The sequence below is a fragment of the Neobacillus solisequens genome (genome assembly GCF_051233465.1).
Classification (GTDB): Bacteria; Bacillota; Bacilli; order Bacillales; family Cytobacillaceae; genus Neobacillus.
Window position 1 is genome coordinate 1 of the sequence record NZ_JBKFGJ010000019.1, and the last position, 24,782, is coordinate 24,782.

The 24,782-nt window shown below is 39.5% G+C and carries 24 protein-coding genes and 3 other annotated features; of the genes, 2 read left to right on the forward strand and 22 right to left on the reverse strand.

The genetic code is table 11. The features are described from left to right. Positions 1-332 (forward strand): hypothetical protein (locus tag ACI3K6_RS17665; protein ID WP_435555878.1); only part of this gene is annotated, 332 nt, incomplete at its 5' end. A gap of 221 nt (positions 333-553) precedes the next feature. Here ACI3K6_RS17665 and pheT read toward each other — a convergent pair. From pheT to ACI3K6_RS17680, 3 genes are all read right to left on the reverse strand, one after another. Beyond that, positions 554-2,968 (reverse strand): phenylalanine--tRNA ligase subunit beta, encoded by a 2,415-nt coding sequence (pheT, locus tag ACI3K6_RS17670; protein ID WP_435555879.1) that lies wholly within the window; start codon positions 2,966-2,968, stop codon positions 554-556. Positions 2,969-2,982: 14 nt separating this feature from the next. Beyond that, a complete protein-coding gene (gene pheS / locus ACI3K6_RS17675; RefSeq protein ID WP_335474899.1) occupies positions 2,983-4,023 on the reverse strand; it encodes a phenylalanine--tRNA ligase subunit alpha in 1,041 nt (346 codons plus the stop codon). A 75-nt stretch (positions 4,024-4,098) separates the two neighbouring features. Continuing rightward, positions 4,099-4,334 (reverse strand) — a binding site (T-box leader). Positions 4,335-4,361: 27 nt separating this feature from the next. Beyond that, positions 4,362-5,126, reverse strand: coding sequence for a TrmH family RNA methyltransferase (locus ACI3K6_RS17680; protein WP_435555880.1), 765 nt, complete (start codon positions 5,124-5,126; stop codon positions 4,362-4,364). 116 nt (positions 5,127-5,242) lie between these two features. On the opposite strand from ACI3K6_RS17680, the gene sspI reads away from it, so the two are divergent. Next, positions 5,243-5,452 carry a small acid-soluble spore protein SspI gene (gene sspI / locus ACI3K6_RS17685; protein WP_335474895.1) on the forward strand — a complete coding sequence of 70 codons (210 nt, stop codon included), beginning with the start codon at positions 5,243-5,245 and terminating at the stop codon, positions 5,450-5,452. A 446-nt stretch (positions 5,453-5,898) separates the two neighbouring features. Here the strand turns inward: sspI and ACI3K6_RS17690 are convergent, their stop codons facing one another. From ACI3K6_RS17690 to ACI3K6_RS17780, 19 genes are all read right to left on the reverse strand, one after another. Beyond that, a complete protein-coding gene (locus tag ACI3K6_RS17690) occupies positions 5,899-6,984 on the reverse strand; it encodes a M42 family metallopeptidase (RefSeq protein WP_435555881.1) in 1,086 nt (361 codons plus the stop codon). Positions 6,985-7,054: 70 nt separating this feature from the next. After that, a complete protein-coding gene (locus ACI3K6_RS17695; RefSeq protein ID WP_435555882.1) occupies positions 7,055-7,546 on the reverse strand; it encodes a dUTP diphosphatase in 492 nt (163 codons plus the stop codon). Between the two features lie 198 nt (positions 7,547-7,744). After that, complete coding sequence (locus ACI3K6_RS17700; protein ID WP_435555883.1) at positions 7,745-8,017, reverse strand: DUF1294 domain-containing protein; 273 nt, start codon at positions 8,015-8,017, stop codon at positions 7,745-7,747. Positions 8,018-8,079: 62 nt separating this feature from the next. After that, the gene (gene rplT / locus ACI3K6_RS17705) at positions 8,080-8,439 is read right to left on the reverse strand and encodes a 50S ribosomal protein L20 (RefSeq protein ID WP_335477433.1); all 360 of its coding nucleotides are present in this window, start codon (positions 8,437-8,439) and stop codon (positions 8,080-8,082) included. Between the two features lie 38 nt (positions 8,440-8,477). Then, the gene (gene rpmI, locus ACI3K6_RS17710; protein WP_435555884.1) at positions 8,478-8,678 is read right to left on the reverse strand and encodes a 50S ribosomal protein L35; all 201 of its coding nucleotides are present in this window, start codon (positions 8,676-8,678) and stop codon (positions 8,478-8,480) included. 13 nt (positions 8,679-8,691) lie between these two features. Beyond that, positions 8,692-9,198 (reverse strand): translation initiation factor IF-3, encoded by a 507-nt coding sequence (infC, locus tag ACI3K6_RS17715; protein WP_435555984.1) that lies wholly within the window; start codon positions 9,196-9,198, stop codon positions 8,692-8,694. A 113-nt stretch (positions 9,199-9,311) separates the two neighbouring features. Next, positions 9,312-9,445 (reverse strand) — a sequence feature (ribosomal protein L20 leader region). Between the two features lie 169 nt (positions 9,446-9,614). Further along, positions 9,615-11,546: a threonine--tRNA ligase gene (gene thrS, locus ACI3K6_RS17720; protein WP_435555885.1), complete on the reverse strand. Its 1,932-nt coding sequence runs from the start codon at positions 11,544-11,546 to the stop codon at positions 9,615-9,617. 87 nt (positions 11,547-11,633) lie between these two features. Beyond that, positions 11,634-11,884: a binding site (T-box leader), on the reverse strand. 108 nt (positions 11,885-11,992) lie between these two features. Beyond that, entirely contained in the window at positions 11,993-12,871 is an 879-nt protein-coding gene (gene ytxC, locus ACI3K6_RS17725; protein ID WP_435555886.1) for a sporulation protein YtxC, read from the reverse strand. A 116-nt stretch (positions 12,872-12,987) separates the two neighbouring features. Beyond that, positions 12,988-13,917, reverse strand: a complete 930-nt coding sequence (gene dnaI / locus ACI3K6_RS17730; RefSeq protein ID WP_335477437.1) for a primosomal protein DnaI — start codon at positions 13,915-13,917, stop codon at positions 12,988-12,990. Between the two features lie 10 nt (positions 13,918-13,927). Further along, positions 13,928-15,322: a replication initiation and membrane attachment family protein gene (locus ACI3K6_RS17735; protein WP_335477438.1), complete on the reverse strand. Its 1,395-nt coding sequence runs from the start codon at positions 15,320-15,322 to the stop codon at positions 13,928-13,930. A gap of 140 nt (positions 15,323-15,462) precedes the next feature. Further along, positions 15,463-15,924, reverse strand: coding sequence for a transcriptional regulator NrdR (gene nrdR, locus ACI3K6_RS17740; protein WP_335477439.1), 462 nt, complete (start codon positions 15,922-15,924; stop codon positions 15,463-15,465). Between the two features lie 108 nt (positions 15,925-16,032). Then, entirely contained in the window at positions 16,033-16,422 is a 390-nt protein-coding gene (locus ACI3K6_RS17745) for a hypothetical protein (protein ID WP_335477440.1), read from the reverse strand. A gap of 133 nt (positions 16,423-16,555) precedes the next feature. Further along, positions 16,556-17,587: a glyceraldehyde-3-phosphate dehydrogenase gene (locus ACI3K6_RS17750; RefSeq protein ID WP_335477441.1), complete on the reverse strand. Its 1,032-nt coding sequence runs from the start codon at positions 17,585-17,587 to the stop codon at positions 16,556-16,558. A 200-nt stretch (positions 17,588-17,787) separates the two neighbouring features. Then, on the reverse strand, positions 17,788-18,390 hold the full coding sequence (coaE, locus tag ACI3K6_RS17755) for a dephospho-CoA kinase (protein ID WP_435555887.1): 603 nt from the start codon (positions 18,388-18,390) through the stop codon (positions 17,788-17,790). Positions 18,391-18,411: 21 nt separating this feature from the next. Then, positions 18,412-19,047 (reverse strand): sporulation membrane protein YtaF, encoded by a 636-nt coding sequence (gene ytaF, locus ACI3K6_RS17760; RefSeq protein ID WP_435555888.1) that lies wholly within the window; start codon positions 19,045-19,047, stop codon positions 18,412-18,414. Positions 19,048-19,121: 74 nt separating this feature from the next. Beyond that, positions 19,122-19,967, reverse strand: coding sequence for a DNA-formamidopyrimidine glycosylase (mutM, locus tag ACI3K6_RS17765; RefSeq protein WP_435555889.1), 846 nt, complete (start codon positions 19,965-19,967; stop codon positions 19,122-19,124). A 24-nt stretch (positions 19,968-19,991) separates the two neighbouring features. Continuing rightward, the gene (gene polA / locus ACI3K6_RS17770; protein ID WP_435555890.1) at positions 19,992-22,640 is read right to left on the reverse strand and encodes a DNA polymerase I; all 2,649 of its coding nucleotides are present in this window, start codon (positions 22,638-22,640) and stop codon (positions 19,992-19,994) included. Between the two features lie 6 nt (positions 22,641-22,646). After that, positions 22,647-24,065, reverse strand: coding sequence for a two-component system histidine kinase PnpS (gene pnpS, locus ACI3K6_RS17775; protein WP_435555891.1), 1,419 nt, complete (start codon positions 24,063-24,065; stop codon positions 22,647-22,649). Continuing rightward, entirely contained in the window at positions 24,062-24,778 is a 717-nt protein-coding gene (locus ACI3K6_RS17780; protein ID WP_435555892.1) for a winged helix-turn-helix domain-containing protein, read from the reverse strand. Before ACI3K6_RS17780 ends, pnpS begins: the two co-directional genes overlap by 4 nt. Positions 24,779-24,782 lie beyond the last annotated feature (4 nt).

Genomic DNA, 24,782 nt, shown 5'->3' on the forward strand with positions numbered 1-24,782 from the left:
CTTTTCTTTTGGATGCTCTTGGGCGGACGCCAAGAGGGCTTATTGGCGACATCTTTTCTTTTGGATGCTCTTGGGCGGACGCCAAGAGGGCTTATTGGCGACATCTTTTCTTTTGGATGCTCTTGGGCGGACGCCAAGAGGGCTTATTGGCGACATCTTTTCTTTTGGATGTTCTTGGGCGGATGCCAAGAGGGTTTATTGGCGACTCTTTTTCTAAATTGATTTATGAACCTCTCATAATGACTGCTCCCTCCTTTTTTCTACCAACCGGGCTTTATGAACTCCTCATAACGACCGCACCTATCCTTTTTTTCACTAATCGGGCTTTATGAACCCTTCATAACGACCGCGCACTGCTTTTTTTCCACCACTCGGGCTTTATGAAACCCTCATAACGACCGCTCCCTCCTTTTTTCTACCAACCGGGCTTTATGAACTCCTCCTAACGACCGCGGCCATCCTGTTTTTCACTAATCGGGCTTTATAAAAATGAGTATCATAAAAAAAAGAGTACTCGCAGTTTTAAAAAACCACAAAGTACTCTTTTCAAATTTTAGCCCCTTAATACCGCGCCAGCTTTTTCTTCTAATGCAGCTAAAACGCGATTGTGAACCTTTGTTACTTCTTCATCTGTTAAAGTCCGTTCCGGATCGACATAACGTAGGCTGAATGCCACAGATTTCTTGCCGGCTTCAAGCTTGTCGCCTTCATACAGGTCAAATACCTGCGCTTCTTGAAGCAGTGGTGCACCGGCAGTTACAATGATTTCTTTCAGGGTGCCTGACACTGTTTCACTGTTTACCACAAGGGCAATATCTCTTGTGATGGATGGGAAACGAGGAATTGACTTATACTGCAATGCAGCAGTCTCTTCGCCAAGAATCGCTTTTAATGATAGTTCGAAAACATAAGTATCTTTTAGATCTAAGGATTTTTGGACGCTTGGGTGGACTTGACCGGCAAAGCCAATTTTTACACCATTTAGTAGGAGTTCTGCCGTACGTCCCGGATGCATGCCCTCCACTTGCGACTGGACATATTGAACGTTTTCAGTTAATCCAAGCTTTTCAAATAGTCCTTCTAAGATTCCTTTTAAGACAAAGAAGTCAACTGGTTTTTTCTCGCCTTGCCATGAGTGCTGGTGCCATAGGCCTGTAATTGCCCCTGCGAGATGCTCTTCTTCTTCAGGAAGCACCTCCACACCATTTGATAAAAAGACATTGCCCGTTTCATAAACAGCCAGGCTGTCGTTTTGTCTTGCACTATTGTATTTTACTACTTCCAACAGCTGCGGCAGAATGCTTAAACGAAGTACGCTTCGATCTTCGCTCATTGGCATTGCTAAACGGATTGCTTCGCGTTTCTCCATTGCAAATTGAGCTGCTTTATCTTCACTTGTTAAAGAATATGTCACTGCCTGATATAGTCCAGCACCTTCTAGATATTGACGGACAACACGGCGTCCTTTCTGGTATTCGGATAGTTTACCAGGTGTTGAAGAGCCAATCGGCAATGTTTTTGGAATATAATCATACCCATAAAGGCGAGCTACTTCTTCAAGTAAATCTTCTTCTATTTTAATATCGCCACGGCGCGTCGGTGCCGTTACAGTGATGGTATCATTTTCAATACTGGAACCAAATTGCAAACGGTCAAAAATTTCTTTTACTTGATCCATGCTAAGTTCTGTTCCCAGCACCCGATTAATTTTTTCAAGTGTAACAGACACAACTGCCGGCTCAACTGTTAGCACATCTACTTCTGCCGCACCTTCTAATACCTCACCGCCTGCATACTTAGCCATTAAGTACGCGGCACGTTCTCCGGCTGCACGAACACGATTAGGATCAACACCCTTTTCAAAACGGGCACTCGCTTCACTTCTTAAACTATGATCTTTCGAAGCTTTTCTTACCGTAGCTCCATTAAAATATGCAGATTCTAATAGAACAGTAGTGGTATCAGATGTTACCTCAGAATTGGCTCCGCCCATAACTCCAGCCATGGCAACTGGCTCAACGCCGTTGGTGATGACAAGGTGTTCGGAAGTTAAAGTGCGTTCCACATCATCAAGAGTTACAAATTTTTCGCCATCATTCGCGCGACGTACCAAGATCTCTTTAGAACCTAAGCGGTCATAATCGAATGCGTGCAATGGCTGGCCGTATTCAAGCAGAATGTAGTTGGTAATATCAACGACGTTATTATGCGGTCGGATACCAGCGGACATTAATCTTGTTTGCATCCAAAGCGGTGATGGACCAATTTTTACGTTTTTGATCATTTTTGCCACATACAATGGATTGTCTTCTTTTGCTTCGACGATAACTTTTACATAATCAGTTGCTTTTTCATTGGAAGGCTGAAGATCTGTTTCCGGCAGTTTTACCTCTCTGCCAAGAATGGCAGCTACTTCGTAAGCCACACCAAGCATGCTTAAGCAATCTGATCGGTTTGGTGTTAAGCCAAGCTCGAGCACTTCATCATCTCTATTTAATAACGCAAGTGCATCACTGCCAACCTCAGCATCAGAAGGGTAAACAAAAATCCCCTCTGAATATTCTTTAGGAACAATTTTTCCTTCCATGCCAAGCTCTTGAAGGGAACAGATCATGCCATTGGATTCCTCGCCGCGAAGCTTAGCCTTTTTTATTTTGAAATTGCCGGGTAGTACAGCGCCAACTGTCGCTACGGCAACCTTTTGATCTTTAGCCACATTAGGTGCTCCGCAAATGATTTGCACTGGGTCACCTTGGCCAATGTCCACTAAACATTTGCTTAGTTTATCAGCATTTGGGTGTTGTTCACGTTCTACTACGTGACCAACAACTACTCCTTTAATTCCTTCATTTAAAACTTCTACACCTTCTACTTCAATTCCGCTTTTCGTAATTTTTTCAGCAAGTTCTGCTGCCGTTACTCCAGTCAAATCAATATAATCTTGGAGCCATTTATATGAAACGAACATCGGTCGTCAACCTCCTATTTCTCGTGTAATGAAAATTGCTTTAAGAAACGAACATCATTTGTATAGAAATGGCGAATATCATCCACACCATATTTTAACATCGCAATTCGCTCTGGACCCATTCCGAAAGCAAAACCAGTGTATTTTTTTGAATCATATCCAGCCATCTCAAGTACGTTTGGATGAACCATTCCGGCTCCAAGGATTTCAATCCAGCCAGTTTGCTTACATACATTACAGCCATGACCACCGCACATTTTACAGGAAATATCCATTTCAACCGATGGCTCTGTAAATGGGAAGAAGCTTGGGCGTAAGCGAATCTCACGGTCTTGACCGAACATTTTTTTCGCAAAAACTTCAAGTGTTCCTTTTAAATCGCTCATGCGAATATTTTCACCGACAACCAACCCTTCAATTTGCATGAATTGATGGGAGTGAGTCGCATCGTCATTATCACGGCGATATACTTTACCAGGGCAAATAATTTTGATGGGGCCTTTGCCTCCATGCTTTTCCATGGTGCGGGCCTGAACCGGTGATGTATGAGTACGCATTAAAATTTCTTCAGTAATATAGAAGGAATCCTGCATATCACGGGCAGGGTGGCCTTTTGGCAGGTTTAACGCTTCAAAGTTATAGTAATCCTGTTCCACTTCTGGACCCTCGGCAATTTCGTAGCCCATACCGATAAACAAATCTTCAATTTCTTCAATAATTTTGGTTAATGGATGGTGACTGCCCGTTTTAATCGGACGTCCAGGAAGTGTTACATCAATGCTTTCAGATGCTAATTTTTCAAGAACAGCAGCTTCTTCTAGCTCTGCTTGTTTGGCTTCAATTTTTGAAGCAATGGCTTCTCTTACTTCATTAGCAAGTGCCCCCATAATTGGGCGCTCTTCTGCAGAAAGTTTCCCCATGCCTCGCAGCACTTCGGTAATAGGACCTTTTTTGCCGAGATAGGCTACGCGAATATCGTTTAATTCTTTTAGGCTTGAAGATTGTTCTACCTTTTGAATAGCTTCAGCCTGCAATTCCTTTAATCGTTCTTGCATTCTATTTCCTCCTTAATGGTTTATGTAATAGTTTCGAATGAGCGTTTTGGGAAAATAAAAAAACCCCACCCCTAAAAAAGGGACGAGGTATTAGTCGTGGTACCACCCTTGTTAACACATATGTAAGCCATTTGTGTTCACTTCATTCGGATAACGGCTTCTGCCGATGCATCTTTACATTATGAAAAATGGTCCCGATGCCAACTCAGGAGGTGAACTTCTTTTGTCTTTCCCATAAAAGTGCTTGCAGTCTCGGCACTTTCTCCCTGGATGTTCTTTGACAAAATACTTTTCTCCGTCATCGTTTTTGTATTATCAATATTGTTCAATATTATATACTAATTTTCCTTGTGTTTCAAATAATATAACAAAATTCCTGTTGCAACTGCGACATTTAATGATTCACTTTTGCCGAAGATAGGAATATATAGGTTGGCAGTGGTCTCAGCAAGAAGTTCTTGATTCACACCATTCCCTTCATTTCCAACGATTAAAGCAAATGAATCTGTAGGTGAAGTACTAGTATATGCTTCAGCCCCCTCAAGTGCTGTACCGTAAACAGGAATATTTTTTTCTCTCAATTGATTCGTCCATTGCAGCAAATCCCCTCTAATAATGGGAAGATGAAAATGGCTGCCTTGGGCAGAGCGCAGCACTTTTGAATTAAAAATATCTACACTGCCGCTGCCGACAATCACTGCATCGATCCCAGCAGCATCAGCCGTTCGAATCATGGTTCCAAGGTTACCCGGGTCTTGGACCGCATCAATCATAAGATAGGTTTTGGCATCGGACAAAGCTTCCGGTTGATTATCCTGTCGGCACACTGCAAATATCCCTTGGGAAGTTTCTGTTTCTGCGAGTTCTTTTTCGATTTCCTCTGTTACAGAAAATACCGGAGTAGAGCCAACATCCAGCCTCGATGGCATTCCAATCTTTTCAGAAACAATTACTTCTAATACTTGCTCCGGTTGCTTCAATGCTTCCTCTACCAAGTGATATCCTTCTATTAAATAGGTCCCTGAGCGGTCACGTTCTTTTTTGGTTAAAAGCTTTTTCCATTGTTTAACTTGTGGATTTTGCAAAGATTGAATGTATTTCAATTCTGTGATCCCCTTTAATTTACTCTGATTTTTCCATTATAGCCTAATTAAAATACATAATAAAACCAAATTTAGAAATAATAATAAGGAAATGTGTGAAAAAGGAGAGATTTGCGATGAACTTAAATTTACGAAATGCAATTATTCACAATGTTTCCGGAAATACACAGGATCAGTTGGAAGATACAATCGTGGATGCGATTCAAAGCGGTGAGGAAAAAATGTTACCCGGCTTAGGGGTATTATTTGAAGTAATTTGGCAAAATTCATCCGAAGATGAGAAAAAAGAATTGCTTACCACTCTTGAAAACGGCTTAAAACATTAATTTACAGGGCTGTCGACTTTTTAGAAGTCGATGGCCTTTTTATTGAAAAGGCTATGTTAATGAATACTGTTGATTTTTAAACCCTGTTGATAGGAGCGGAAGGCACGAAGACTCCTCGAAAATGCTAACGCATTTCCTTCGTGCGTGGGCAAATTCTAGGAAGATAATCAATGTCCTGTGGGAGTACGGTTCTGGAGAGACCCCGCAGGCGCAAGCGCCGAGGAGGCTCGCCGAAACGCCCACGGAAAGCGAAGTGCCTGGAGCGGAAATCAACATACAAGTTTAACAGAACCATTGAAAAAGGTTTTTTTTTTGCGGAAAATATAATTTTACTTGCAAAATATCTTTATTTACTTGCAACATACACCAATATACTTGCGAGACATTCCCTTTTTACTTGCAAAACATAGAAATCCCCCAGCTAGTAAAGCCAGGGGATTACAACTTTATTCAAAAGTTATCTTATCAACTGTCTCACGGTCAAGACGTTTGATGACTTCAACAATTAGCTTAACAGCATTTTCAAAATCATCACGATGCAGCATGGCCGCGTGTGAGTGGATATAGCGCGTTGCGATTGTAATTGCCATAGCCGGTACACCGTTATGGGTTAAATGGATTGAGCCGGCATCTGTACCGCCGCCTGGAATGGACTCATATTGATAAGGGATCTTTAATTCATCAGCAGTATCAGTGACAAAATCACACAAGCCTTTATGAGCCACAAGGGATGCGTCATATATGACAACCTGTGGTCCTTTACCCATTTTACTCATTGCTTCTCTTTCGGTAATTCCTGGAGTATCTCCAGCGATACCAACGTCTACAGCAAAGCCAATATCCGGTTCAATTTTAGCTGTTGCCGTTTTGGCACCACGAAGGCCGACTTCTTCTTGGATCGTACCAACACCGTAAACAATGTTTGGATGGTCAACACCTTGGAGCTGTTTCATCACTTCAATGGCAATCGCACAGCCAATCCGGTTATCCCACGCTTTTGCTAACAGCATTTTTTCATTGTTCATTACCGTAAATTCAAAGTAAGGGACAATCATATCACCAGGACGAACGCCCCACTCGGATGCTTCCTCACGGCTGGAGGCACCGATATCGATAAACATATCTTTGATTTCTACCGGCTTTTTCCGCGCTTCAGCAGATAACACATGTGGAGGCTTGGAACCAATAATTCCGGTTACGTCACCTGTTCTTGTAACAATTGTAACCCGCTGAGCCAACATGACTTGGCCCCACCAGCCGCCAACAGGCTGAAAACGAAGGAAGCCTTTATCATCGATTTGGGTTACCATAAAGCCTACTTCATCTAAATGCCCGGCTACCATAATTTTTGGGCCGCCTTCTTTTCCAACCTTTTTGGCAATCAGACTTCCCAAGCCATCTGTGGTGATTTCATCTGCTAATGGTGCTATGTATTTTTTCATGACTTCGCGTACTTCACGCTCATTGCCGGGAATTCCCTTGGCATCCGTTAAATCCTTAAGCATTAACAGTGTTTCATCTAAATTAGGCATAATAAACCCCCTTTAATGTATGTACACTCTTATTATATCGGAACCCTAAATATTTTAACAAATTTTTCTGTTAATAATTATTTTGTTGTCTTTGATAATTTACTTCGTTTTTTGAAAAATATGCCTGTTCCATTTCCTCATAAGCAATTCCTAACAGGCTGCCAAGCTGAAAGTAGGCTGAGAATAATTTTAGGTAATTGGCTACATTTTTTTCTTTTTGAAATTGGCTGATCTGGTTATACACCTGCAAAAATTGTTCGGTGACATCAGCGATTTCCGGTTTTACGTCTAATTCCATTTTTTGTTTATCAAACCCGCATTCGATTCCGAGTGATAAAATAAAGTGCACTCCATCCACATATTCCTCAAGGATTACGGCTTTGGGGGAGGCCGGTTTTACACTCCAAAATTTAAAGCTGCGCGCTTCATTGGCCAATTCACCAAGTTCCACCAGTAAAGCTAGTACTTTTCTAGAAAATAAATCTTCGTTTTGAAGCTGATGCTTTTGCTCAATATGAGAGTCCAGAGCCTTTTGCATTTGGAACAATTTTTCGAGGTTCATTTATATTAGTCACTCCCTAAAAAAACGTTATTATAATAGGCAGTTGATTTCCGCTCCGGGCGCTTCGCTTTCCGTGGGCGTTGCGGGGAGCCTCCTCGCCGCTTAAGCGTCTGCGGGGTCTCCCCTGCCCCGTACTCCCACAGGAGTCTGCGCACCCTCCACTCCAATCAACTGGTGTATAATTATTAGTATACTTTACTATAACCATAGTTTTAAAAAAAGTATTAGTTCAATAATCGCCAGTAACGGGAACCCGAATTTGAAAGATGCATGTTTGGTCTTATGCCGGAATAGCTGCATACCTGCTGTGGTTCCGATCGCTCCGCCAAATAGTGCCACGAGCCACAGGGTTCGTTCCGGAATTCGGTACTGATGTTTTTCTGCCTTCTTTTTATCGACTCCCATAATGATAAATCCAATTAAGTTTATAATTAAATAGGTAATCAACACAATCATTTTGCCGTCTTGCATAGAATTCCCCACCTTATGAAAAACGCCATCCTCAATAGCGAGAATGGCGTTATGAAAAGTAATTACTTGTTTAATTGTTGCTTAGCAGCATCTGCTAATTGAGTAAATGCATTTGCATCGCTGATTGCTAATTCAGCAAGCATTTTGCGGTTTACTTCGATACCAGCAAGCTTTAAGCCATGCATTAAACGGCTGTAAGAAAGACCGTTGATGCGAGCAGCTGCATTGATACGAGTGATCCAAAGTTTACGGAAGTCGCGTTTTTTCTGACGACGGTCACGGAATGCATATTGTAATGATTTCATAACCTGTTGGTTAGCAACTTTGTATAATGTATGTTTTGAACCGTAATAACCTTTAGCTAATTTAAGAACCTTTTTACGACGCTTGCGCGTAACTGTACCGCCTTTTACACGTGGCATGTAATTTCCCTCCTATGATAAATCGATCTTCCTCGAGTTTATTTAACGTTTGTTAATAATTGACGAATACGTTTGAAATCGCCTTTTGAAACAAGACCAGCCTTACGAAGTTTACGCTTAGCTTTTGTTGACTTGTTTGCAAATAAGTGGCTTGTATATGCATGGTCACGCTTTAATTGACCAGTTCCAGTCTTTTTGAAACGCTTAGCAGCGCCGCGGTGAGTTTTCATTTTTGGCATTGGGATGTCCTCCTTATAACTTTTCGATTTTAGGTGCCAGGACAAGGAACATGCTTCGGCCATCCATTTTTGGATGAGACTCGATGGTTGCTACTTCCTTGCAGCTTTCAGCAAATCGGTCTAATACTTTTTGACCGATTTCTTTGTGGGTAATTGCTCTTCCTTTGAAACGGATTGAAGCTTTTACCTTGTCGCCTTTTTCCAAAAACTTAATCGCATTGCGAAGTTTTGTATTGAAATCATGCTCATCAATTGTTGGACTCAGACGTACTTCTTTAGTAGTAATGATTTTTTGATTTTTACGAGCTTCTTTGTCTTTCTTTTGCTGCTCAAATTTAAATTTGCCATAGTCCATAATCCGGGCTACCGGAGGCTTTGCGTTAGGCGCAACAAGCACTAAATCAAGATTTACTCTTCCGGCAATCTCAAGCGCTTCGATTTTAGTTTTAATTCCTAATTGTTCACCATTTTGGTCAATTAAGCGAACCTCACGAGCGCGAATACCCTCATTTACCAACATGTCTTTGCTAATAGTTAGCCACCTCCAAGGTTTCTTCACGAATACAATGTTCAAGTTAGAAAATCAGAATGGTCCACCCATAAACTGATTTGCTTACAGCAGTCTTAGTGGTTCCAAATAAAAAAGTGCGGATGAATACACCCACACTTTACGAAACAATAGTTATAAACTAAAATAGTCCACGTAAAACCTGCCAACTGCTTATTGCGTCAAATCAGGTGAGAAGCGGGTGCTTCTTCTTTTCTATAAAACGAGTATTCAATTTTTTACCTTAGTTACTATACCATAAACAAAGTAATTATGTCAAATAAACTCTTTTCATGACAACGAAATTCATTTTAACAAGAAACAATGAAATATTCAATAGTTATTTTAAAAATAAATGGGAGTCAATAGACCCCCAATTATTTCCATGATTAAAATTGAACCTCATCCTTCAATGCAGAAAGGAACTCGGCAAATGGTTTTGTTTCAGATTTTTGTTCACCATATTTACGGACATTGACAGCATTTTCTTCTACTTCTTTGTCGCCGACTACAAGCATATAAGGAATTTTTTGCATTTGAGCCTCGCGAATTTTATAGCCTATTTTTTCATCACGTCCATCTAATTCTACGCGGAAACCTTGGCTTTTCAGTTGTTCCTGTACTTTTCTTGCATACTCAAAATGCACGTCAGGCGACACTGGGATCACTTGCACTTGGACAGGTGCTAACCAAGTTGGGAATGCCCCTTTATATTCTTCAATTAAGTAGGCAACGAAGCGTTCCATGGTGGAAACAACCCCGCGGTGAACGACAACCGGGCGATGCTGTTTACCGTCTTCACCTACATAAGTTAAATCAAATCGCTCTGGTAATAGGAAGTCTAATTGAACAGTTGAAAGTGTTTCATCCTTACCTAAAGCTGTTTTTACTTGAACATCAAGCTTAGGGCCATAGAATGCAGCTTCCCCCTCTGCCTCGAAATAATCAAGACCTAGACCGTCCATTGCCTCTTTTAACATGCTTTGTGCTTTTTCCCACATGGCGTCATCATCAAAATATTTTTCAGTATCTTGAGGATCTCTGTACGATAAACGGAAAGAATAATCTTCTATATTAAAGTCTTTATACACATCCATGATTAATTGGACTACTCGTTGGAATTCTTCCTTAATCTGATCAGGACGGACAAAGATGTGGGCATCGTTAAGTGTCATCCCACGAACACGCTGCAATCCTGATAATGCTCCAGACATTTCATAGCGGTGCATTGTACCAAGTTCAGCAATTCGAATTGGTAGTTCACGATAGCTGTGAATCGCATTTTTGTATACCATCATATGATGCGGACAATTCATTGGACGAAGAACGAGCTGTTCATTGTCCATTTCCATAACAGGGAACATATCTTCATGGTAATGATCCCAGTGACCGGAAGTTTTATATAGATCGACACTACCCATGATTGGTGTATACACGTGGTCATAGCCTAGGCTAATTTCCTTATCAACAATATACCGTTCAACTGTACGGCGAATGGTAGCACCCTTTGGCAGCCAAAGCGGTAAACCTTGTCCAATTAACTGTGAATTCGTGAATAGGCTTAATTCTTTACCAAGCTTTCGGTGATCACGTTCTTTTGCTTCCTCAAGCAGGCGAAGGTGCTCCGCTAAATCTTCTTTTTTGAAAAAGGCAGTACCATATACACGCTGCAGCATTTTATTATCGCTGTTTCCGCGCCAATAAGCACCGGCTATATTAAGCAATTTAAATTCTTTGATTTTTCCAGTTGATGGAACATGTACGCCACGGCAAAGATCAAAAAATTCACCCTGTTCATAGATTGTCACTGTTTCATCATCAGGAATAGCCTCAATTAATTCTAGTTTGTAAGGATCGCCCGCTTCTTTAAAAAGCTGAACTGCATCTGCACGGCTTACTTCCTTACGAACCACTTCTAGATTTTCATTTACGATTTTAGCCATTTCTTTTTCAATCTTTGGAAGATCTTCAGGAGTCAATGACTCTTCGAGGTCCATATCGTAATAAAATCCACCTTCGATTACGGGTCCGACCCCAAACTTTGTATTTGGATAAAGTCGCTTCACAGCCTGTGCCATTAAGTGTGCTGTACTATGACGGAGCACCTCTAGGGCGTCCTCTGATTCAGGTGTAACAATTTCTATTGAACCATCCTCATGAAGTGGACGGCGAAGATCAACGATTTGTCCGTTTAATTTTCCGGCAATGGCTTTTTTCTTTAAACCTGGGCTAATTGATGCCGCAATATCTTCCGTTGTTGTCCCTTGTGGAAACTCCTTTACCGCTCCATCAGGGAACGCAATTTTTACAACGTCTGACATAATGAATTCCTCCTATTAATTAGTGCGCACTTTCGGGAATTGGGACCTTCAAAGGCGCTTATAAAAAAATAAAAAACCCGTCCCTGGAATAGGGACGAGTTATCATAAACACGTGGTTCCACCCAATTTTTCAATTTACTTGCCTTTATAGGCATAAGCCAATTGACTTTGGTCAGATAACGGCTGTTTCCGTCAACAAATACTTGCTTCAAAAAGAAGGGTTCCCTGTTGAAGTTTAAAGGTGGTAAGTACTTCTTTCGTGTTAGGAAGCTTTCAGCCAGTGGCCCCCCTCTCTTTAAACCGTAAAAAAATACTGTTATCCTTATCATCACTTTTACTTGATACATTTAAGTCTATCCTGTTATGTAGGTTATTATAATGATTACATTTTAAAAAATCAAGGTTCACGGGTCCAATCAAATAAATTATTTCAACCATTCCATTTTTCAGCCATGATTTTCAGCTGAATATTGGTCGCCATTGCCGTTCTGGACACTTCGAAGAGCCCCATAAGGCTTAATAATGACTCTTTCTTCAAAAATATTTTTAATAGTTCTCACTAACGGAGCTTCAGCATCTTTTGCATATAAAAAAATAGTAGTTGGGGCAATTGATAGTAAGGGAGCAATTGTAGTTGAATCAACATAAACGGGATGATTCACAAGCAATTTTCGATCAATCATTCTTGTCAGTTCACTGCGCTTCATTTCAACGAAATCTTGATTAAAGAAGGTAATTTCCTCATCAAATAACAGATGAAGGATGTCCATTTTCGATTCACGGCTGGCCAAAAAGTCCCTTAGCATATGAACAAACATCTGATAATCCTGCTCCATTTTGTATTCATCGATTGACACTTCTACATAACTCTCCAGCAATTGACGAAAGACCTGAAGCCTGAATGTGAAAAATGAATCAAATGAAAATGAGATCTTTTCCTGAAATACATAGTCAATCGCTTCACGAATTTCAGCTTCTTCATTTACTTCCCGTATAAAAACAGACAAATCTTCTCTTTTTCCTTCTAGAATGGAATGAAGTATATCCAATATTTGCTGTTGTTCTTCATCATCAGTAAAATAAAATTGTTGCGCCAGGATCTCCTTGAACCAATCGTCACGCTTTACATATGTGATAAATTCAAAAAAGGCATTTTTTACCTCATTCAAAAAGAATTCAGTATAGGACCCTTCAAAAATTTTCACTATATATCGATCTTCTAATAGAAGAATATTCTCACTATCCTGATTATGTTCCAGACGTGCTAATAAGTACTCATAAAACCGTACCGCATCTATTCTATTTTGGAAGATGATTTCTACCAACCAAATCCCCCCTCTACAAAAAATATCTGTTCTAATATATATGGGGGTCTTGGCCAAAATAGAATCTCGTCTTATATGCTCCGTATAAAAAACACCTTAGAAACAATTCTAAGGTGTTAGGCTCGACGGTTTGGTCCCTCTACCAGGACCGGTTCACTTAGTGCCCGGATTCTTTCCATAATTCTTAGGGCCTTCATTTGTTCTTCATCGCCTCGCTGATTTTGTGAAAGTTGGCGTGCCAAACCCTGAAAATCATAATTGGAGGTAAAAAAAGTAGGCAGCCCTTCAAGCATTCTGTATTGTAAAATAGGTCCTAAAATCTCATCCCGAGTCCAGCTTGAAATCATCTCAGCCCCAATGTCATCAAGCATAAGCACAGGTTCTTTTTTTACGGCTTCAATTTTCTCATTTAAAGTAGAATCTGCAATGGAACTTTTCAATTCTCTAAAAAGTTCAGGAACATAAACAATCATGGATGATATTTTCTTTTTGGCAAGTCTATTGGCGACGGCCCCTAACAAATAAGATTTTCCAACACCAAATTTACCGTGAAAATATAAACCTTTTGTGGTTTTTCCTTGTTCAAAGTTTACTAAAAAGGCGGCTGCCTTCTGAGCTGCTGCAATCCTGTCATTATCATGTTCAAAGTTCTCAAATGTAGCATTTAAAATATCTCTCGGAACGTATAAACTCTTGATTAAGCTTTCATTTTTTCGCTTTTCATCAGCAATAACTTTCCTTGGGCAGCGGTCATAATGAACATCTATGGCATTTCGAGTCACGATTAACTCAGGCTGATATCCCTTTAGCATATTCACACAACCATCAAGACTTTCACATTTAGCGCATTCCTTGCTTTGGTTAATATATTCAAAAAGCTTGTTAATACTTTTTTCAATCATTTCCTCTGTAAGCTGGTCATGGTTTTCCCTAATAAAGGATCTGACATCTGGATGAGCTAATGTGTCTTTCCGCATTTTTTCATAGCGCTTCTGAAAACTTTCACTTGATGCTAACCGTTTCAGTGTTTGGTTAATTTTTTCCATACATTATCACCTAATCATCAAATGCCTTAAGCATTTCTTCAATTTCCCGCTTTTTCGCCTCTAAATCATCGTTTTCTTCGTTTTCTGCTTTTGGTCCGCTTTCCGTTATTTTAGCCTTTGCTTCTTCAAACCAATCCGGCAAGAATTCTTTCCGATTTGTCTTTTTCTTTGTGAACTTTTCTGTTTTTGTTGTTTTATTACTATTATACACATTCCGCGCATGGTCAACTGCTTCTTTTACCGTCTTAAAGCCTTTTCTGGCCCATTGTCCGGCAATTTTCTCAACATATGCTTTAGTAAAACTACTGTCACTAATCTGCATGACATACCAAATAAGAACATTAACCACACCAGGTAAAAGCTTTTGTTTAATCATAATTTCTTCAATGATTTTAAGGTCGGAAGCAGGAGGTTCTCCCCCGTTTGATAAATTTCTTAAAACCTCTAATGGTGAAGTAGTTTGAAAGTACTGTATTAACTTTTCGTCTTTTGTTTTCGGTTCCTTCATCTGAACTCTATGTTGTTCAGGCTGGATCCGTTCAATCAGGCTTGGCAACTGGTCGTAATGGACAAATTGATACCAATCGCGAGCTGCTTTTCTTAGCTCTTCGATATCAATCTCATCATTTTCGTTTAGGGCTGCCAGAATAAGTTTCTTCATTTCAATGGCATCAACACTATAAAGAAAGGCGAGGTTACTAATGATTTCTTTCACCCTTGGAGTAATCGCCCGCTTCGGAACAAGCGATTCATTTAACCCAGACAGGAGCAAGTCAAAATCAAATGTGTTGATATCGATTTGAACTCCCTTTACTTCACTTCTGCCTATAAATCGTTCTTGTTCAGCAGGCTCCAAATCGGTGGAAGCATCCTGAAGATATTGAAGACTTCCGGGGGTTGCAGAGGCAAAAACCTCCTGAAAGGCCTTTGTAACCTCTTGATAGTCTTGATCCTTTGGCAGCTGCTGATCAGAAAAGAACCGTTTTAATCGGGCATAATGGGTTTTACCAATTTTTCGATAAAGATAGATATTTAACATCCCGTCTAAAAAGAATTGCTCTGGATGAAGGGGTGGGTAGAGTTCATATATAAAAGAACGTTCTTCGTCACTCGTTTTCACGTATGTTTTTAGTAATCCTATACCTTCTAGCTTCAGGCGGGCTTCATAAATCTCCTTCATGTTGACTCCGAGCAGATTCATCAGCAGATGATGGGTGGAGGACTCAGACCATAGTCTGTTATCCTCAAGTTCAGCCCAGAGTGTCATGTAGAGGCTAAAGCAAGTTGACCCAAGCAAGGGCTGATATAAAAATGTTAGTACTTTACGGTCATATTCATGAAGCAGCCCATTTGCTGACACAATGTAACGATCGATAGGAAGAATCTCCTGCCAATGCCGGGTCATATCATCAAACCTTTCATTTTATTATGCTAAATCCCTTTTAAACTAGGCTGTTGATTTCCGCTCCCATCAACAGGTTAAAAATCAGCGTTGATTTTCATTCAACAACTGAAAAAAGAGCCAAAGTCCTTCTTTAGCTCTCTCTAGGATTTCTCTTTCTTAATGAGTTCTTTTAGTTCCTCGATAAACACATTAATATCTTTAAATTGGCGATAAACAGAAGCAAACCGGACATAGGCAACCTCATCCACTTGTGCCAACCTGTCCATAACCATTTCACCAATGTCATCACTTTTAATTTCAGAGATCCCCTGACTTCGAAGTGCCTTCTCGACACCGTGGGTAATATCCTCCAATTGTTTCAGAGCAACCGGACGCTTTTCACAAGCTTTAATCAGTCCCCTAAGGATTTTATCCCGACTAAATTCCTCTCTGGTACCTTCTTTCTTTACCACAATTAATGGGATTTCCTCGATCTTCTCAAAAGTGGTAAAGCGATAACCGCATTCTTCGCATTCTCGTCTTCTTCTTGTTGCACGGCCTTCATCAATGGGTCGTGAATCAAGAACACGTGTACCATAATGCTGACATGAAGGGCATTTCATCGTCGCATCAACTCCAAATCTAAACAATCAATAGGCAAAAACTTTAGTTTATATCAATACTATCATATAAAAAACAAACCCTTTGTACAAGTAAAAAAGTACTGCTTGTTACTTGGTTCCAATATTCGTATGTAATTGATTAAGTCGGTGATAGTAAGAATCAAGGCGATTTTTCAAATCTGAGTATGTTCCGAGAAACGAAATTTTCTCAGTGGAAATAGTAAAATCCACTGCCGTCTCCATTGAGCTAACGGAAACAGCTGTTACAATCAAAAAACAATCAAACGGTTTCGAAATCTCAACAGCAATTTCTCCCCGCTCTTTTGAAACAGTGGTGATTTGGCAATCTGCATCTTCTTTAAACATTTTTTCAAGCGAATCAAATACCTGATTGAACGCAGCTTTATAGTAATGAGTTTTTAATGTCTCTTCCGTTTGTTGTTCATCTGTTTCAATTTCTCTTTTAAACCGATTAAATAAACTTAGCATTATGGTCATCATACCACTCCTAGTCGAATCTTGTTTATCTTTAGTGTACAACAACACAGGAAAAATATAAAAAGTCTCCCTTCATATTTGACGAAAATAGAATAAAAAAAGCTGCCCTTTTGGCAGCTTTTAACATGTAACTTTATCCAACCTTCACTTGATTGGTTGTTGCTATTTTTTCAGCAACATAAAGGCATAAATCGTTTACACGGGTAGAATATCCCCACTCATTATCGTACCATGCTAAGACTTTAACTTTTCTCGTTCCCATTACCATTGTTGACAATCCGTCAATAATGGCAGAATGCGCGTTTGTATTAAAATCTACGGAAACTAGCGGCTCAACAGTGAATCCAAGAATTCCTTTTAAAGAACCATTTGATGCATTCTCAAAAGCTCTATTTATATCATCTACCGTTACATCCTGCTTTAAATCTACGACAAGGTCAACAAGAGAAACGTTCGGTGTTGGCACCCGAAGTGCCATTCCATGCAATTTTCCCTTTAAATGCGGCAATACAAGTGATAATGCCTTTGCTGCCCCAGTTGTTGTCGGAATAATTGATTGTCCACAGGCGCGGGCACGACGAAGATCCTTATGAGGATTGTCAATGTTTTTTTGATCATTTGTATAAGCATGAATGGTTGTCATTAATCCGCTTTCGATGCCAAATTGGTCATCCAACACTTTCACTACAGGTGCCAGACAGTTTGTTGTACAAGAAGCATTTGAAATAATATCATGCTTTGTCACATCAAACATTTCTTCGTTCACACCCATAACAATGGTAACATCTTCATTTTTTCCAGGCGCAGTTAAGATTACTTTTTTTGCTCCAGCATCCAAATGCAATGCAGCTTTTTCTCTGGAGTTAAATTTCCCAGTTGCCTCAATTACAATGTCAATACCTAACTCTTTCCATGGTAATTGTTCAGGATTGCGGTTGCTTAGTAATTTAACACGTTTGCCATTGACTAATAATTCATCATCTAAAGGAATCACTTCTCCTTGAAATGTTCCGTGATTGGTATCATATTTAATTAAATGTGCTAACGTTTCAGCTGGATAACTAGCATTGATCGCTACCACATCAAATTTATTTTCAAGGATTGCTTGTCTAAAAACCATCCTTCCAATTCTCCCAAAACCATTTATTGCTATTCTTGCTTTCATTTTACGGCCCCTTCCGTATTAGTGTTATACTTTTTATCTCGTATTGTTGTAATTAGTATAACATATTTCGCTTTAAATGTGATAAATAAATGGCGGATTTTTTAATGTTTTATAATTCTGAAAAATAAGCACAAAAAAATAGGGTGCCCCAAGAGAAGATTTTCCTGAGGTAACCCTATTTGACACAATTAATCCGGTGATTATAAAGTGATTCCCCACCCAGTTAGCACCTCGAATAATTGTTTTTCTGTTTCTTCAATGGTTCCGTTATTATTGATGACCGCATCCGCCAATTGTACTTTATCTTTTAAAGGCATTTGTGAATGTATTCTTGCTTGGGCATCTTCAGTTGATAATTGGTTTCGTTGGATCAATCTTTGCAATTGTGTTGGTTCATCGACATAAACGAGAATGGTTTTTTCCACCATAAACGTCAGTTTGCTTTCAAACAGTAAAGGAATATCGAGTACGATTACTTTTTCCTTGTTCTTTATGCCTTCTTCTATCCTCTGTTTCATTCGATTCCGTACTTCCGGATGAACAATTTGATTTAACAGTTGCCTTTTTTTAGCATCGTGGAAAATAATAGATCCGAGTTTTTCGCGATTAATTCCTCCATCTGGCAATAGGACATCACATCCGAATTTTTCCACTATTTTCAAATATGCAGGTTCCCCTTTTTCAACAGCCAAGCGGGATTCCACATCTGCATCTACGACCCGAATATCCCACTTCTTAAACATGTTGGATACCGTGCTTTTTCCGCTGGCAATACCTCCCGTTAACCCAATGACTAAAGACATTTTTTGATCCTTTCTATGTTTCTATATCTTCCAGATTCCAATAATAATTAATAAAACTCCTGGTATAAAAGTAAATCTTTGAATCCATTCAAACCTATGAAATATAGCTCCACATTTTATCCCAAAAAAGACAAATAATGAGCTCATGCCGGCAATGGTAATGGCCAAACTTAATGGTGAATACCCCAACATTGCGGCTCCAATTCCAGCTCCAAAAGAATCCAATGACAACGCAAACCCTAGCATAAGCGCTTCAATTCCCGTAATCGTACCTGAACGGTCAAAATCAGCCGACATTGGTTTTTTTAAAATATTAATAGCCAAACCAAGTGAGCGTATTTCAAAATTTACGATTGTCTTTTCATGTTCCAGTGTTTCTTTTTCTTTCTCAGGTCTAAAAAATTGCACAATCACCCATGCTCCAAGCGCAATTAGAATGATTCCCCCAATACTGGCAGTTACTCTTGGGGATAGAACTTTATCCAAGGCATGACCGATTGACATAGCAACCATTAGAGAAACAGCTGTACAGGTTGCGATAATCAATATAGACTTGAGCGGAATAACCATTTTTCTTAAACCATACGTAAATCCAACGCTAAAGCTGTCAAGGCTTAAAGCAAAAGCTAATAGGATAAGCGAGAAAAACTGTGCCATGATGTCTGGGACTCCTTCCTCAAAATCACTAAGATAGTATATGGAAAGAGCCCATCCAATGTTATTAAAGGTTTTTAGCTTACCGGAAATCCACTAATTTTTTGGCAATTTGGACAATAATGGGTTCCCCTGCCGCCTACTGTGATTTTCTCAAGCGGGGTACCGCACCGTTTACATTCCTCACCTTTTCGACCGTATGCAAATAACTCAAGTTGAAACATTCCGATTTCCCCCTGTGAATTTACATAAGACCGAATCGTGCTTCCGCCCATTTTCACTGCTTCACTCAGGGTAGCAATAATTTCTTTATGAAGTATGGTCACTTCCTCTTCTGTCAGAGAGCTGGCGATTCGCTCAGGATGAATCGCGGAACGGAAAAGAGCCTCATCCACATATATATTGCCTAACCCAACGAGCAAATTCTGGTCTAACAAGGCTGGTTTGATTTTTCTGCTTGTTTGCTTCAGTTTTGCTTCCAAGTATTCTTTTGTAAATTCCTCGGAAAAAGGCTCAGGCCCCAGTTGTACTAGCGGGGGTTTTAAAAATTCCTCACCTTTTTTATATAAATGCATCGTTCCGAATTTACGGACATCCCGATAACGTAATTCGGTTCCATCCGAAAAGTGGAATATTACATGGGTATGCTTATCTGACGGCTCGTCCTTTGAAAAGAGACCATACCTTCCTTCCATCCTCAAATGGGATACTAAGGCATAATGGTTCGTATAAAGGATTAGAAATTTCCCTCTTCGCCCAACATCCTCAATCGTTTCCCCTTTTAAGGCATCCATAAATTGCTCTGTCTCCACCGGACTTTTTATGATTTTAGGCCAGTTAATCGTTATGCTCTGAATAGTTTTGTGTAGCACTAGATTTTTTAATGTTTTACGAACCGTTTCCACTTCAGGAAGTTCAGGCATGGCAAATCCCCCTTTGCTGTCTTCTTACTTTGCATCAAACCAGGTAGGTCCGTAAGCATAATCAACCTTCAATGGAACGGCAAGCTCTACGGCATTCTCCATTACAAGAGGTACCAATTCTTTCAATATGTCAATTTCTTCTTCAGGTGCTTCAAAAATTAATTCATCATGTACCTGCAATAACAATCGTGTTTTTAATCCTTTGTCCTTCAAGGCATCATCCATATCAATCATGGCTTTTTTGATAATGTCAGCTGCACTGCCCTGAATGGGCGTATTCATCGCTGTTCTTTCCGCGAAACTTCGCAGGTTAAAATTCCGGCTTGTTATTTCAGGGATATATCTTCTTCTTTGCAATAGCGTTGTCACATACCCTTTTTGTTTGGCTGAATGAATAATGTCATCCATATATACTTTAACACCAGGGAAGCTATTCAGATATCTGTCGATAAATTGGGCCGCTTCCTTTCTGGTGATCCCTAAATTCTGAGATAAACCATAGTCACTAATCCCATAAATGATTCCGAAGTTAACTGCCTTAGCTTGCCTGCGCATATTTGAAGTAACCTCGTCCTTCGAAACATGGAATACGTCCATTGCGGTTTTCGTATGAATATCCAAATCTTCTTTAAATGCTTCAATTAATTTTTGATCTTCGGAAATATGAGCCATTACCCTTAACTCGATTTGTGAATAATCCGCTGCAAAAATAACCCAGCCTTTTTCAGATGGTACAAAGGCCTGGCGGATTTTTCTTCCTTCTTCTAGACGTATAGGGATGTTTTGCAGGTTAGGGTCAATCGAACTTAATCTACCTGTTGCTGTTAATGTCTGTTGAAACCTTGTATGAACTTTCTCTGTTTTTGGATCGATGACTTTAAGCAGCCCTTCTATGTAAGTAGATTGTAATTTTCCCAATTGGCGGTACAGAAGGATATGCTCAATAATTTCATGATGTGGCGCTAATTTTTCAAGGACATCAGCTGAAGTGGAGTGCCCTGTTTTTGTCTTTTTAAAGGTCGGTAGGTTTAATTTTTCAAATAGAATAACGCCTAATTGCTTTGGTGAATTAATATTAAACTTTTCCCCGGCCAACTCACAGATTTTTTCTTCCAATTCGATTAATCTGTTGTTGAGCTCACGTCCCATGGATTGTAGCCGTTCTTTTTCCACCTTGATTCCACATGATTCCATATCTGCTAAAATGAGTGATAAAGGCATTTCAAGGTCTTTAAATAATTCATATTGTTCATTTGTCTTTAATTCATCTTCAAGCCTTGTGTGCAGCTCTGACATAGCGATCCCTTTTCGGACGAGATGCGCCGCAAGATCTTCTTTCTCTGGTATCCCTCGTTTAGCACCTTTCCCGTAAAAGGATTCATCTGATTGGATATTCACAATATGGTATGTCTTCGCAATCGCCGCCAAGTCTTCCATTGTTTCCGATGGATTTAGTAAATAAGCAGCCATCAAAATATCGAATTCTGTTCCTTTTAAATGAATGTCATATCTTCTTAATGAAACTTCAGATCGCTTCGCATCATAAACTATTTTCGTTTTCCTTTCATCTTCAGCCCACTTTTTAAACACTTCTGATTGCAATGCAAGTTTAGTTGGCAAATAGAAATTTCCCTTTTCATTTACAAGAGAAAACCCAATGAGATCCGCATAATGATAATTATCATCTAACATTTCAACATAAAAATAATTTTCGTTCGCAAAAAGATCTTCGGTAATCTCATCGGGAATTATGTATTCAACTGCTTCAAGCTCCAGCTGTACCTGCTCGGCCGGATCTTGTCCCATTTTTTCCAATAATGTAGAAAAGCCCAATTCTTTATATAGGCTAACAACTTTTTCCCTTTCTGGTCCTTCAAACGAAATAGACTCCAAAGTTACATCGATTGGAGCCTGTCTTTCTATTGTGGCAAGCTGTTTACTCATTAACGCCTGACCTTTAAATTCTGCTAGTTTTTCCTTCAGCTTTGCTCCGCTTACATTTTCGATGGATTCATACAAATTCTCAAGCGTGGAAAATTCTTTTAGAAGCTTGATGGCCGTTTTTTCTCCCACTCCAGGAACACCAGGGATATTATCAGATTGATCTCCCATGAGACCTTTCATATCAATAATTTGTTCAGGTGTAAGACCATACTTTTCCATGACATGCATAGGGGTGTATTGTTCAATATCTGTAATCCCTTTGCGGGTAATGCCCACCGTCGTTTTCTCAGATGAAAGCTGAGTTAAATCCTTATCTCCGGAAATGACCTTAATTTCAAAGTCCTCTTTTTCAGCAATGGCCGAGAGAGTACCGATAATATCATCTGCTTCATAATTCTCCAGTTCATACCTTGAAATTTGATAGGCATCTAAAAGGTCACGAATAAATGGAAATTGCTCTGATAATTCTGGAGGCGTTTTTTGCCTGCCACCTTTATACTCCTCAAACGTTTTATGACGGAAGGTTGTTTTCCCAGCATCAAACGCAACAAGTATATGAGTAGGTTTTTCCTCCTCAATAATTTTCATTAGCATCATTGTAAATCCATACACTGCATTAGTATGGATTCCTTTATCATTATTTAGGAGTGGAAGTGCAAAAAATGCACGGTAAGCAATACTGTTACCATCAATTAGCACTAACTTCTTTTTTTTCAAATCATTCACCATCCATTATCATTTTAACTTTTTAGGAAGTTCAATGATAAATTCACTGCCCTTGCCAAGATCACTTTTCACACTAATATTACCGTGATGCGCCTCCACTAAGTGTTTTACAATTGCCAAGCCCAAACCCGTCCCACCGGAATTGCGGCTCCGATCACGATCAACACGATAAAACCGTTCAAAAATGCGCGGAATTTCTTCTTTATTAATACCGATTCCGGTATCAAGCACATGAATTCGCACTTCTTCAACCTGTTCTAATAAATACACTTTCACAATACCGTTTGGAGGTGTGTAGATGATTGCATTGCTAATTAAATTGATAAAGACTTGTTTCAGTCGATCACGATCACCATCCACAGTTACTTCAGAGAGATTACAATAAAATTGCAAGTCAATATTCTTTGCCTGAGCCTTCCCATCAAGCAAAGTCATCACATCATTGAGAAGGTGGTAAAGATCAACTTTCTGTATGTTTAGGATAAAGCCTTGCTGTTCAATTTTTGACAGCTCCAATAAATCATGAACCAGTGTTTGTAATCTAATGCTCTCTTTTAATATGATGGACAAAAAGGCTTCTAGTGTTTCTTTATTATTCATGGCTCCGTCCAATAAAGTTTCCGTAAATCCTTTAATGGAAGTAATCGGGGTTTTTAATTCATGAGAGACATTTGCTACAAAATCCTTCCGCATCTGCTCCAAGTTCTTTAACTCAGTGATATCATGAAATACTAGCAGAACTCCTTTCCACACATGGTTAGTGCCGATAATTGGAATTCCGTAGACAACGAAATATTTTCGTTGAATTTCCAAAGGAATCATCAATTGTTTATTCACTTTTTGCTCCGTACGGAAAACCTCAGCAACAATTTGACAGATTTCCTTTTGCTCAATTACTTCATAATAAAGCTTGTTTAAATATTGGGAACCATTCACGTGAAAGAGATCACTAAACCCCTTATTGATTAGGCCAATATAGCCCCGGCTGTCAATTAAAATCAACCCGGCCCCCATATTTTCAATCAGAGCAGTTAACCGATCCTGTTGTATTTCCTGTGATTTCACCAACTCTTGAAGATTTTCTGCTAACATATTGATCGAAGTTCCCAGCATGACGGTTTCGTCTAAGCGACCCACTGTCGTTCTGGCCCGATAGTTTCCTTTTGCCAGTTCAATCGCAACGTTGGTCGCGTCTTCAATCGGTTTTGTGTACCTGGTGGTAATTCGTATCGATAGAAAAAGTATGAAAAAAATAGCAATGCCTAGGCAAATGGAAAGATAGAAAAAGATTTCTGCTTTGATCTGGTCATTTAATGTCTCAATATAAGAGATTTTAAATAATTGCCCTAACAATACCCCAATACCAATCAGTACTAAAATGATTAATATAAACAATGCAACAAAAATTTTTTTCCGAAACTTGGTCATTCTACCTTAGGCCCCTCAAGTTTGTATCCCAAACCACGAACTGTCTTTATGTATACTGGCTTTTTCGTATCCTCCTCTATCTTTTCCCTCAGATGGGAAATATGTACGTCAACAATTCTAGTATCGCCCGCAAAATCATAATTCCAAACAGCACTCAGCAATTGATCGCGAGTTAAGACCCGGCCTTTATTTTGGGCCAGATAGATTAAGAGCTCAAATTCCTTTAAGGTTAGCTCAAGAAGTTCTTCTTTATAGAAGGCTTCAAATTTTTCTGGATAAAGAGTTAAACTGCCAATCAAGATCTGTTGAGCTTCACTTTTATTTCCTTCGGAGTCATCATTTTGAATTTGTGACCTTCTTAGAATTGCCTTAACCCTTGCGATTACTTCCCTAGGGCTGAATGGTTTCACCATATAGTCGTCTGCCCCAAGTTCTAATCCTAATATTTTATCAAATTCATCGTCTTTTGCTGTCAACATTAAAATGGGAGTCATAACTTTTTCCTGTCTGAGCTGCTTGCAAACATCCATTCCATCCAATTTTGGCAGCATCAGATCTAAAATGATGATATCTGGATACTCAACCTCAGCGAGTCTTTTTCCTTCCATCCCGTCCATAGCGGTAATCACTTCAAATCCAGCTTGCTTCAAATTATACTGGAGCAACGTAACAATCGACTGTTCATCATCTACAACAAGTACTTTTGTTTTCATAATC